Below are 11,357 nucleotides of genomic sequence, written 5' to 3' on the forward strand. Positions count from 1 at the left end.
GTTATCGGTTCTCAGGCATTGGGGGTGGGCGGACGGGGGATCGCGCACGCCGCGGTGCCGCCCGGCAGCCGCATCCGGTTGTCGGCCACCAGGCGGTAGACGCCGGCGGCGAGCCAGCGCGCCGGCGGTAGCGCCAGCAGCACGCCCACCGGTCGCCAGGCGGGCCGGCCGGTCCGCAGCAACCGCGCGAACGCCTGCGCGCCGCCGCGCACCCGGCCCGTGGCGTCGATGTAGAGCACCTCGTGGTCGGCGCGCGCGGCGGTCACGCCCAGCGGGGCAAGGTCGACGCTCTGGTACGCGGCGATCGGCACGTCCGGCCGTACCCAGTCGCTGATCCGGTTGATCGACTGGGTGCAGAAGCCGCAGTCGCCGTCGTACAGCAGGATCGGGCCGGCCGGGGCGGCCGGGATCCGGCGGGGGTACGCGTGGTCAGCCAACGGGACCTCCGGTGGGTTGTGGCGCCAGCGCGCCGAGCGCGGCGTGTCCCTGGCACAGCAGGCCCTGCTGCTGGGCGAAGACCACGGCCTGGGTGCGGTTGTTGACGCCGAGCTTGCGCAGGATGCTCAGCACGTGGCTGTGCACTGTCGCCGCGGAGATGAACAGGTTCTGCGCGATCTGCTTGTTGGGATGGCCCTCGGCGAGCAGGCCCAGCACGTCCAGCTCACGGTCGGTCAGGGCGTAGTTGACAGTCGACTTCGAGTGGGCGCAGGCCAGCCGGCACAGGGCGGTGGCCAGGGTGGCCAGGATCGACGGCGGCACGAAGGGGTGACCGGCGGCGACGGCGCGCACGCCGATCATCACCTCCTCGGGCGGGCTGTCGAGCAGCAGCACACCACGGGCGCCCGCCGAGATGGCTCGTGCCATCTCACCTGCCGACTCGAAGGCGGTCACCACGATCACGCCGCCGTGCCGGCCACGGTTGCCGGGGGCGGTCGCCAACCGCGAGAGGTCGGCGGGGGACACCTCGATCGGCACCAGGCCGACCGCGCCGAGCGCGCCGCGAAGCCGTACGCACATGACGTCGACCGAGTTCACGACGACGACGTCGTGGGCCAGCCGCGGCGCGCGCAGCACGTCGATGATCCGGTCGAACGTCGTTGGGTATCCGTCCAGGACGATGACGGTGGTCACCGCGGCCTCCCCGCTGTGGGTCCAGGTCAGGCAATTGGGTGTCGATTGGACAGGAAGAGCATCACCGGCTCCTCGTCGACGTCCCGGCCGGACGATCGGGCGACGAGGAACTGGGTCCGCCGCGCCCCGGTGTCGTGGCGCTGGCTGTGCGTGATGTAGTTCAGCAGCGTCAGGTAGGCCACCGAGACCTGGATGTCCTCCTTCTCCAGTGTGGGCTCCTGAGTGATCTTGATGATCTCGTTCATGGTGTCGAAGACGATCTTTTCGCCGCGCCGGTTGGGGTGCCAGAACGCGTGCCGCAACGTGCGCTCGCTGGCGACCAGCACCTCCTTCCACTCCGTGACGCTGTCGTCGGCCAGCTCGTCGCGGAAGAGCAGGTGGTTGTCGTAGGTGCCCGGCTGCGGCGCGAAGAAGCGCCAGTCGGGCAGGAACACACCGTGCGGGTCGAACCGCTCGGACAGCTTCGACTTGCGCGTCGGGTCCTGCTTGATGGCACTGGCCACGAACCAGGTCCCCAACACCCCGTAGAGCGCCATCCTGCGGATCGCGCCCCTGTTGATCCGACTCATCTCGATCACCGCTCCTTTCCGGACTTGTGGTCCGCCGGGTGCAGCGCCCGCTGCTCCCGGACGGCCCGGACGACGTTCTGCACCGCGGCGACCACCCGTGCCGCCGGCTGCTCGTGGGTGATCAGCTCGATGTGCTCGACCTCGTCGACGATCTCGTGCACCGCGTCGTCGGAGAGCCGGGCCAGCTCCTCCTGCAACTGCAGGTGCACCGGGTCGCCGGTGACGGTGGCGCCGGCCGTCAGCACGTACAGCCGGCACTGCGGCGGCAGCTTCGCGTCGCGTACCTCGGCGTTGACGTCGCTCTGCCACGCCTCGAACTCGGCGTACGAGCCGTGCCACATCTGCCGGGTGCAGAATGCCGCCTTCGCCGACAGGCGCGCCTCCTCGGGCAGGCCGTCGATGCGGAAACGCCTGTCGCTGTGCGGGTTGAGCCGGATCATCCCGATGGTGCTCTGCCACATCGAGTCGCGCAGGTACTGCTCCACGAACGGCAGGCCGACACGCTGACGTTGCGAGCGCACCAGCTCCTCCGGATGCGCGACGTCGGCGAGGACCAGGCCGGCCACCTGCTCCGGGTGCCGCTCGGCGAAGTGCCGCACCAGCAGGCCGCCGTACGAGTGGGCGACGAGCACGTACGGCGGCTGGGCGCCCACCGCCTCGAGCAGGGCCTCCAGATCGTCGGTCGTGCACTCGGCGGTACGAGGCAGCGGACCCGGCGCGCTGCGGCCGATCCCGGCGCGGTCGTAGGCGACGGTGGGCGCGAACCCGGCCACCCCCTCCTGGATCCACGCCCACAGCTCCAGTGGGGTGGCCATTCCGCTCTCGAACACGACGGTGGGCCCGGGCTGCTCGCCCAGGCCGGTGGTGTGCACCCGCAGGGTGCGGCCACCGATGTCGACGTCGCTGCCGGGGCCGGGGATCAGGCGGCGGTCACGGCGGGTCGCGGCGGCCTGGTAGGTCGCCCCGGCCGCCAGGGCCACGGCGCTGACGCCGAGCCCCGCGGCCAGGATTCGCGGCATCATGGTGGGCATGGCGGTCCTCCGGTCTCAGGAGGCGGTGGACGCCGACAGCGCCGGCACCGCGGTGAACTGCGTACGCACCAGCCGCTCGTAGAGCGCGTCGGTGGCGAGCAGGTGGGCGTGGGTGCCCTGGGCGCGTACGGCGCCGTTCTCCAGCACGACGATGTGGTCCGCCCGCACCACGGTGGACAGACGGTGGGCCACCGCCACCACCGCCCGTCGCTCGGCGATCTCCGCGACCGAGGTCCGCAGCGCGAACTCGGCCTCGGCGTCGAGTTGGGAGGTCACCTCGTCGAGCAGCAGCACGTCGGGGTCGGGCACCAGCATCCGGGCGATGGCGATCCGCTGCCGTTGGCCGCCGGAGAGCGTGCGGCCCTCCTCACCCACGGGGGTGCCGAGCCCGTCCGGAAGCGTGTCGATCCAGTCGGTCAGGCTGGCCTGCCCGACGGCCTCGGCGACCCGGGCCGCCGGGGCGTCCGGCTCGGCGTAGCGGATGTTCTCCTCGATGCTGCCGTCCATCACCCGCGACTCCTGCTCGACGAACCCGATGCGGCTGCGCAGCGTGTCCAGCGGGATCTCCCGCACGTCGGCGCCGTCGAGCAGCACGCTGCCGGCGGGTGGTTCCCAGAGCCGGGTCAGCAGGCCGAACAGCGTCGACTTGCCGGAGCCGGACGGCCCGACGATCGCCACCAGGCCCTGCCGGGGCACGTCGAAGGACACCCCGCGCAGCACCGGGCGATCCGGCAGGTAGGCGAAGTGCAGGTCGCGTACCCGCAGCAGCGGCGCGCTCGGCGTGGCGCGGGCGGCGGGCGCGACCGGGGCGGCCGGCGACACCGGGGCCGGCGGCACCGTGGAGTCGTCCTCCTGCGGGAAGCGCAGCAGCATGTCGATCCGGCTCACCGAGGCGAGCCCCTGCTGGAGCTGACCCATCGCCGCGAAGAAGCTGACCAGCGGCGCGATCAGGTAGAACAGGTAGAGCAGGAAGGTCGCGAACTCGCCGATGGTCAGCGCGCCGGACCCCATCCGCACCGCGCCGACCGCGAACACCACCGCGAACGAGCCCTGCACGCCGGCGTCGGCCGTCGGCGCGAGCAGGGCGTTGAGTCGTACCGTGCGCATGCCGGCGTCGTGCGCGGCGACGGCCTTCTCGTTGACCCGGTCGGCCTCGCGCTGCTCGGCGCGGCTGAGCTTGATCGTCGTCACCGCGGCGAGCGCCCGTTGCAGGTCGCTGCCCAGCTCGCCCACCCGCGACTGGGTGGCCTCGGTGGCGATCCGGATCCGGCGGGCCAGCATCACGCTGCCGCTGGCGGCGACCAGCACACACAGCAGCGCGGTGAGGCTCAGCACCGGGTCGATGACGGCCATCAGCACCACCGTGGCGGCCACCGTGATGCCGGTCAGGAAGAGCACGGCCAGGCTCTGGGTGAGCGCGGTCCGCAGCAGCGACGTGTCGGCGACCAGCCGGGTGAACAGGTCGCCGCGTCGGTGCTGCCAGTGCGCCGGCAGGGTGGCGCGCACCAGCCGGGTCACGATGGTCCGCCGTACGGCGAGCACCACGTGGGTCCCGGAGCGCCCGATGATGTAGGACTGGAAACCGGCGAGGGCGGCCTCGGTGACGAACAGCGTGATCAGCACGAGCAGCGTGCCCACCGCGAAGCGCTGCGCCGTGAGCTGCCCGACCAGCTTGCCGATGACGATCGGCTGCACCAGGGCGGCGGCGGAGCCCAGCAGGCCGAGCAGCACCGCCAGGGCCAACCCGAGGCGGTGCGGCCGCAGCAGGCGCATGGTCACCCGCAGCGGGCCGACGGCGGGCGGCGCGGCCGGCTCCGCCTTCCGGTCCGGCCGGCCCCGCTCAGCCACGGCGCAGCTTGCGGAAGAAGTCGGCGAGCAGGTTCACGTCGCTCGCCGACATGTGCTTGGCGACGTGGACGATGGCCGGGTAGGTGCCGACGAACGAGTACACGAACCGGTTGAGGCCCATGAAGACGGCGTTGCCGACGTGGAAGCCCCCGCCCATGCCGAGCATGGCCCACGCGGGCAGCTTGGGCGCGGCCATCATCAGCGGCATCGCCAGCTCGCTGGCCACCACACCCCAGCCGGCGGCCTTGGCGAGCCGTGGTCGCGACTTGAGCAGCTCGTAGACGCGCTTGTCGCCGTACACGGTGGTGCGGAAGATGCCCGGCATGGCCATGCCGTTGCGCCACGGCGAACCGACCAGCTTGGACAGCCCGGCGGCGAAGTACGACAGGTTGGTCTGGCCGGCCAGGAACCAGGCGCAGGCCTCCTTCGCCTTCTCGTCGTCGGAGAAGATCCGGCTCGCGGTGAGGGTGGCGTAGGTCAGCAGCGACATGTGCTCGGTGCCGTCGGTGCCGTAGCGGATCCGGAAGTGCAGCAGGTAGTTCGTCGCGGCGATGTAGGCGACCGAGACGTCGCGTACCTTCTTGCTGCTGTACGGGTTGATCAGCGCGACCGCCGCGGCGAGGCGGAGCTGGTAGATGAGGTAGATGCCCGGCGGCTTGAACAGGTAGTCCAGCAGGTCGCCGAGCTTGCCGGCGGTCAGCTTGTGCCGGGACCGCTCGACCTGCCAGCTCAGCAGGCCGGTGTCGGTGAAGACCTGCGGCTGCGTGAGGAACTCCAGCGACGCCAGTGCCAGACCGAGCGATGAGATCTGCTCGACCTGCTTGAGCGCCTTGTCGACGGGGACAACTTCGTTACCGGCCATCGGCTTCTCCTGCAACGTCGATCGGGTGGTGGATGGGGTGCCGAGGCCGCTTCCGACGCCGACGCGCCGGGGAGTCTGCGCCGACTCCCCGGACACGTGGCGAGGTCCTTGCTTAGCGCGTGACCGCCTGGCGGCGGCTCTGCACGAGCTCGGAGACGGTCATCTGGTCGGCGGTCTCGCTGTCGAGGCGGTAGCCGGTCGGGGTCTCCTCGGCACCGCCCCACTTGTGGTACGCGTAGAGGCCGGCGCCGACGGCGACACCGACGGCGAACGGGGTGAGGACCGGCGCGGCAACGCCGACCAGCTCCAGCGGCTCGAGAACGCCCTCGCCAACGGCGGGGATGTGACGCTCGGCCGCAGCCTCCATACGGTTCATTCAGTCCTCCTGTGGATAGAACCGGCTGTTGTCGAAAACTCTATTCTTCGATCGGTTCCTTCGACTCCACCAAAGTGCTGAACAATGAACTCAGTATGGTTCGGGGCGGTAATCACGGTAAATACCCGAGTGGGCTGACGGCCTGGTCACACCCGGATATAGCCAGGTGGCTAGGTCCCCCCTAGCCACCTTTCCCGCCCGACCGGTGCGGTCATTGGAATAGGTCCAGAAAATGGTCGTGGCCCTATTATTTGGTGCCCGTTCGGGCCGGTTGTAAAACTGCCTAAAAGGAGGCGACCGTGCCGAGTTCCGTCGCGTTGACAACCCATCTGTTGGTGCAGTTGGCAGTGGTGCTCGGCGCCTGCCGGCTGGCCGGCGCCCTGCTCGGCCGGCTCGGTCAGCCGCAGGTGGTGGCCGACATGATCGCCGGGTTCGCGCTCGGCCCGCTGGCGCTCGGGCTGCTGGCCCCCTCGGTGCAGCTTGCGCTCTTCCCCCGCGAGCTGGAGCTCGCCGGCGCCACCGTCGCCCACCCGTCGGCCCAGATCCTGCACGTGCTCGGCCAGCTCGGCGCGACCCTGTTCATGTTCCTGGTCGGCCTCTCCTTCGACGGCGCGGGCGCCATCCGCCACCTGCGTACCGCCACCACCACGGCGGTCGCCAGCCTGGCCGCGCCGCTGGTGGTGGGCGGCCTGCTCGGCCTGGCGCTGGCCGGCGGCGCCCTTGGCATCGCCGCGTCCGACGACGGCTGGTTCGGCGCACACATCCCCGGTTGGCAGGCGGCGTGGTTCCTCGGTCTCGCCGTCGCCGTCTCCGCGTTCCCCGTGCTGGCCCGCATCCTGGAGGAGACCGGCGCCACCCGCACCACGGTGGGCACGGTGTCGCTGGCCTGCGCGGCCACCGACGACGCGGTGGCCTGGATGATGCTGGCCGGCCTGATGGCGACCGCCGGCGCCGCCGCCCACCTCGGCGTCCTCGCCGTCGCGGGCGGCCTCGTCTACGTCGCGGTGCTTGTCGCCCTGCGGCCGCTGTTGCGGCGCTACGCCAGGTGGGCGACCGAGGGCGGCGACGCGCTGCGCCCCGCCGCCGTCGGGGCGGCACTCGTGCTGCTGACCGCCTGCGCCGCCACCACCGAGATGATCGGCCTGCATGCCGTCTTCGGCGCGTTCGTCTGCGGGATGGTCATGCCCCGCGAGCTGACCGCCCACCTCACCGGGCGCATCGCGCCGCTGACCACCACCCTGCTGTTGCCGCTCTTCTTCGCCTCCGCCGGCCTGCGCATCGTCACCGACACCCTGCTGGACCCGAGCGGTTGGTTGGTGCTGGGCGCGGTGGTGCTGGTCGCCGTGGTGAGCAAGGGCGGGGTGAGCGCGCTGGTGGCCCGCTGGTCCGGGCTGAGCTGGTCGCAGTCCGCGTCCGTCGGCGCGCTGCTCAACGCCCGCGGCATGATGGAGCTGGTGCTGATCGACGTGGCGCTGCGCGCCGGGCTGATCGGGCCGAAGCTCTACACCGTGCTGGCGCTGATGACCATGGTGACCACCTTCGCGGCGGCGCCGGTCTTCGCGTTGACCCGCCGCCGCTGGCCCGCGTCGGCCGCGCCGGTGGACGTCGAGCGGATGCCGGCGGTCCCGGCGGGCACCACCTGACGGCGGGAAGGCCGCGAGGCGGCGACGGGGTGCGGACGGTGCCGCGACGCCGAAACCGACGAGCGGTACGACTCCACGTCAGGTGTGACTCGGAGTCGTACCGCTCGTCGGCGTCCTGCCCCGCCGCGCTCCCCGCCCAGGTGTCCCGACCACACCGGCGAGCACGCCCGGCGGGGGTGTCACCTGCCGACAAGCGCCGCCAGGTCGACCTTGTCGTGGGCGGTGCGCGGCAGCGCCGCCATCCGGCGGATCCGACTCGGCACCAGGTGGGCGGGCAGACACCCCGCCACGTGGTCCCGCACCTGCTCGGGCGCGAGGTCGGTGCCGGCGCGCGGCACGTAGTAGGCGACCAGCTGAAGCTCGCCGAGCTGGTTGGCCTCGGCGAGCACCGCGCACTGGGCCACCGCCGGATGGGCCGCGATGGCCGCCTCCGGCTCGCCCAGCTCCACCCGGAACCCGCGCAACTGCACCTGGCGGTCGCGGCGACCCAGGTAGTGCAGCCGCCCCTCGGCGTCCTGCCGCGCCCAGTCGCCGCTGCGGTAGTACCGCTGCCCGTCCACGGTGACGAAACGCTGCGCGGTCAGCTCCGCGCGCCCCAGATACCCGTGCGACACCGACGCGCCGGCCACCAGCATCTCGCCCGCCTCGCCGACCGGCACCGGGCGCAGGTGCTCGTCGACCAGGCGGACCCGCAGGTGCGGCAGCGGCCGACCGATCGGCGTGGCGCCGGGCAGGTCGCCCGCCTCCTCGTCCAGCGCGACGAACGTGACGTGCACTGTGGTCTCGGTGATGCCGTACATGTTGACGAGCGTTGCCGCCGGGGCGACACCCAGCTCCCGCCAGGCCCGCACGGCGCCGGTGTGCAGGGCCTCGCCGCCGAACACGACGTAGCGCAACTCGGGAAGCGGCACCGGCTGGACCTCCAGCTCGGCGACGAGGTGCCCGAACGCGGTGGGCACCTGGCTGAGCACGGTGACCCCCTCGTCGGCGAGCAGCTCGCCGAACGCGCGCGGATCGGCCGCCACCCACGGCGGTACGACCACCACCCGGCCGCCGTGCAGCAGCGCGCCCCACAGCTCCCAGACACTGAAGTCGAAGCTGTGCGAGTGGAACATCGTCCACACGTCGGCGGCGGACAGCGTGAACCGCTCGGCGCAGGCGTCCATCAGCGCGCACACGTGCGCGTCGCCGACCACCACACCCTTGGGCGTACCGGTGGAGCCGGAGGTGTAGATCACGTACGCCGTGCCGGCCGGCACCGCCCGCGGCGGGCCGCCGCCGGTGCGGACCACCACCGGCCGCCCGGTGCCCGGCTCCACCTGCACCAGCGTGTCGATCCCGGCGTCGCCGACGATGTGCTCCTGCCGGGACGCGGGATACGCCGGGTCGATCGGCACGTACCCGCAACCGTGCTCCAGGATGCCGAGGATCGCCACGACCACCTCGGCGCAGCGGGGCATCCGCAGTCCCACAAGTGTGCCCTCGGGCACCCCGGCCTCGGCGAGTTGGTGGCGCAGCTCCCGCGCGGCGGCGGCCAGCTCCCCGTAGCGCAGCTCCCGGTCCCCGTCGACGACCGCTACCGCGTCCGGGTCGCGGGCGACCTGCTCGGCGAAGCGCCGCGCCAGCGTCAGCACGGCACGGCCCGGCGTCGCATCGGTGCCACCACGACCGTGGACACAGGCCCTAGCGGTGCGGGGGACCTGGTGAACAGCAGGTCCACGCTGCCGTCGGTGGTGTCGTCGGCCCAGCCGATGGTCACCTCGTAGCCGGCGTCCTCGCCGAGCGCGGCCAGGTCCTCCGGGTCGACGGCGCCATGGTCGCTGCCCAGCCGGCGCCGACAGGCCGCGACGGGCATGCCGGTGGCGAGGGCGTTCGCCGCGGACACCTCTCCGGCGAGGCGGGCGTTGGCCAGACCGGTCACCCGGACGGCCGGCACACCGGCGGCGAGCGCCGCCGGCAACCCGGCCAGGTCACAGGACGCCGGGGGAGTGCCGGAACGGGCCGGCGCGGCGGTGTGCAGCACCACGTCGTACCGGTGTCGGGTCAGCTCGTTGTGGCACCGACCCCGCTTGACCCGGACGTCGACGCACGCCACCCCGTCCAGGCGCGCCGGGGCCTCGGCGAAGAAGTCCGGATCCACAAGCAGCTCCTTGTCCAGCGCCACCGCGCGGGTGACGTCGGCGCGGATCTGCGCCGGGTCGTCGCCGGGGGTGGCGCGCAGCAGCCGTACCGCGGCCTGCATGGTGAAGGCCAGGCGGGCGTTGCGGACGTCGCCGACGAACACCGCGCCACCGGGGCGCAGCAGCCCCACGACGCGGGCCAGGACGGCGTCGAGGTAGTCGAGGGTCGGGAAGTACTGCACCACCGAGTTGAGCACCACCAGGTCGAAGGACGCGGCGGGCAACCCGGTGACGTCGTGCGCGGCCTGGTGGCGCAGCACCACCCGTCCGGTGAGATCCGGGCGGGCGGCGGTCTGCTCGGCCAGGCGGCGCACCACCGCGCCGGACAGGTCGGTGGCCCAGTACGCCTCGCACTCCGGCGCCAGCCGGCCCAGCAGCAACCCGCTGCCGGCGCCGATCTCCAGCACCCGCTCGGGGCGCAGGGCGCGGATCCGGTCCACCGTGGCCTGCTGCCACTCGCGCATCTCGGCGAGCGGGATGGGCTGGCCGGTGTAACTGCTGTTCCAGCCGGAGAAGTCGGCGCCGAGCCCGGCACCGTCTCCCGCGTAGAGCTGGTCGTAGATCGACTCCCAGTCCCGGACCACGGCGGCGTCGCCGGTGTGCACCGGTGGGGCGCACCGGGCGGCCGCGCGGCCCACCAGGTCGACGCAGCCCTCCGGGCGACGGCGGCCCAGGTCCCCGGTGCGCCGCAGCCGGGTGCCGAACGGGTCCACCACCACGTCGTCCGGTTGGTCGCCGCCGGGCCGGGCGGCCGGAACGGACTCGCCGCCGACGTAGAGTTCGCCGACGTCCCCGGCGGGTGTGGGGTGCAGGTCGGGGTCGAGCAGGCGCAGGGAGGTGCCGGGCAGTGGCAGCCCCACCGGCAGCCGGTCCGGCAGCGGGGCGCCGGCCGGCAGGCGCAGCGCCGCGCAGCCGAGGCCGCCTTCGGCGGGCGCGTACTCCCAGGTCAGTGCCGCGCCCGGGTGCCGCTGGCGCCACCGGGCGACCTCGTCGCGCGGCAGCCGTCCCCCGGTGAGTACCAGCTCCCCGGTGGGCGACGCCTCGTCCGGCAGCGCGGTGAGCGTCGCCAGGTCGGCCGGGGTGAGCTTGGCGAAGGTGGGCCGCCAACCGGACCAGGCGGCGTCCTCCAACTCGCCCACCTGCACGCAGCCGCCGGCCACCAGCGGCACCAGCAGCGCGGCCAGTTCGCCGGCGGTGCCCGGCAGCGTCGGGAGCACGGCCACGCCGCCCGCGGCGGCGTAGGCGGGCAGCGCCCACCGCAGGTACGCGCTCAACGCCCGCCCGCTCAGCGCGCCGTCGTCGCCGACCAGCACGTCGTCGTCGACGGCGCCGCCGAGCACGACGCGCAGCCCGTCGACCGTGGGCGGATCGGTCGGGGCGGCGCCGAACGGCAGGACCACGGCGGTGCCCGCCGGGTGGGCGTCCGGGTCGGCGGTGAGCACGACGGCCGGCACGGCGCTGGCGCCCAGGCGGGTGTAGGCGGCGCCGACGCGCAGTGTGGCCAGCAGCGCGGCCACCGCCCCCGGGACGTCGTCGTCGTCGGCGGCGATGCCGACCAGGGTGCCGGGGCCGACGCCCCGGGCGCGCAGCGTTTCGGTGAGCTGTCGCGTCCAGCCCTCGAGCCGGCCGTGGGTCACGGTCTCGGCGTCGGTGACGAGGGCGGGACGCTCCGGACAGGCGTGGGCGACGGTGAGGCAGCCGGAGTCGGTCATCGTGC

General features: G+C 73.1%; 10 protein-coding genes. 1 reads left to right on the plus strand and 9 read right to left on the minus strand.

Annotated features, from left to right (window positions below):
• Positions 1 to 11: 11 nt before the first annotated feature.
• The 7 genes from ACPXBU_RS00970 to ACPXBU_RS01000 form a co-directional block, all read right to left on the minus strand.
• Entirely contained in the window at positions 12 to 437 is a 426-nt protein-coding gene (locus tag ACPXBU_RS00970) for a thiol-disulfide oxidoreductase DCC family protein (RefSeq protein WP_393368243.1), read from the minus strand.
• Positions 430 to 1,131 (minus strand): LuxR C-terminal-related transcriptional regulator, encoded by a 702-nt coding sequence (locus tag ACPXBU_RS00975; protein ID WP_393368245.1) that lies wholly within the window; start codon positions 1,129 to 1,131, stop codon positions 430 to 432. The genes ACPXBU_RS00970 and ACPXBU_RS00975 overlap by 8 nt, the downstream gene beginning before the upstream one ends.
• 26 nt (positions 1,132 to 1,157) lie before the next feature.
• The gene (locus ACPXBU_RS00980) at positions 1,158 to 1,700 is read right to left on the minus strand and encodes a hypothetical protein (RefSeq protein WP_393368246.1); all 543 of its coding nucleotides are present in this window, start codon (positions 1,698 to 1,700) and stop codon (positions 1,158 to 1,160) included.
• A 5-nt stretch (positions 1,701 to 1,705) separates the two neighbouring features.
• Complete coding sequence (locus tag ACPXBU_RS00985) at positions 1,706 to 2,731, minus strand: alpha/beta hydrolase (RefSeq protein ID WP_425755664.1); 1,026 nt, start codon at positions 2,729 to 2,731, stop codon at positions 1,706 to 1,708.
• Positions 2,732 to 2,746: 15 nt separating this feature from the next.
• The gene (locus ACPXBU_RS00990; protein WP_393368250.1) at positions 2,747 to 4,579 is read right to left on the minus strand and encodes an ABC transporter ATP-binding protein; all 1,833 of its coding nucleotides are present in this window, start codon (positions 4,577 to 4,579) and stop codon (positions 2,747 to 2,749) included.
• The gene (locus ACPXBU_RS00995; RefSeq protein WP_393368252.1) at positions 4,572 to 5,441 is read right to left on the minus strand and encodes a hypothetical protein; all 870 of its coding nucleotides are present in this window, start codon (positions 5,439 to 5,441) and stop codon (positions 4,572 to 4,574) included. The genes ACPXBU_RS00990 and ACPXBU_RS00995 overlap by 8 nt, the downstream gene beginning before the upstream one ends.
• Before the next feature lie 112 nt (positions 5,442 to 5,553).
• Complete coding sequence (locus ACPXBU_RS01000) at positions 5,554 to 5,817, minus strand: hypothetical protein (RefSeq protein ID WP_393368254.1); 264 nt, start codon at positions 5,815 to 5,817, stop codon at positions 5,554 to 5,556.
• Positions 5,818 to 6,116: 299 nt separating this feature from the next.
• Here ACPXBU_RS01000 and ACPXBU_RS01005 point away from each other — a divergent pair, with 299 nt between their 5' ends.
• On the plus strand, positions 6,117 to 7,460 hold the full coding sequence (locus ACPXBU_RS01005) for a cation:proton antiporter (RefSeq protein WP_425755667.1): 1,344 nt from the start codon (positions 6,117 to 6,119) through the stop codon (positions 7,458 to 7,460).
• 179 nt (positions 7,461 to 7,639) lie between these two features.
• On the opposite strand, the gene ACPXBU_RS01010 is transcribed toward ACPXBU_RS01005, so the two are convergent.
• Together ACPXBU_RS01010 and ACPXBU_RS01015 are read right to left on the minus strand one after the other, a co-directional pair.
• Positions 7,640 to 9,094 (minus strand): amino acid adenylation domain-containing protein, encoded by a 1,455-nt coding sequence (locus ACPXBU_RS01010; RefSeq protein ID WP_425755669.1) that lies wholly within the window; start codon positions 9,092 to 9,094, stop codon positions 7,640 to 7,642.
• Positions 9,088 to 11,352, minus strand: a complete 2,265-nt coding sequence (locus ACPXBU_RS01015; RefSeq protein ID WP_425755671.1) for an AMP-binding protein — start codon at positions 11,350 to 11,352, stop codon at positions 9,088 to 9,090. The genes ACPXBU_RS01010 and ACPXBU_RS01015 overlap by 7 nt, the downstream gene beginning before the upstream one ends.
• Positions 11,353 to 11,357 lie beyond the last annotated feature (5 nt).

It is taken from the genome of Micromonospora sp. DT231 (genome assembly GCF_049847025.1).
Lineage (GTDB): Bacteria > Actinomycetota > Actinomycetes > Mycobacteriales > Micromonosporaceae > Micromonospora.

Coding starts and splice junctions, on each gene's coding strand:
- ACPXBU_RS01000 (WP_393368254.1), bottom strand. CDS start 5,817: ATGAACCGTATGGAGGCTGCGGCCGAGCGTCACATCCCCGCCGTTGGC.
- ACPXBU_RS00980 (WP_393368246.1), bottom strand. CDS start 1,700: ATGAGTCGGATCAACAGGGGCGCGATCCGCAGGATGGCGCTCTACGGG.
- ACPXBU_RS00995 (WP_393368252.1), bottom strand. CDS start 5,441: ATGGCCGGTAACGAAGTTGTCCCCGTCGACAAGGCGCTCAAGCAGGTC.
- ACPXBU_RS00985 (WP_425755664.1), bottom strand. CDS start 2,731: ATGCCCACCATGATGCCGCGAATCCTGGCCGCGGGGCTCGGCGTCAGC.
- ACPXBU_RS01015 (WP_425755671.1), bottom strand. CDS start 11,352: ATGACCGACTCCGGCTGCCTCACCGTCGCCCACGCCTGTCCGGAGCGT.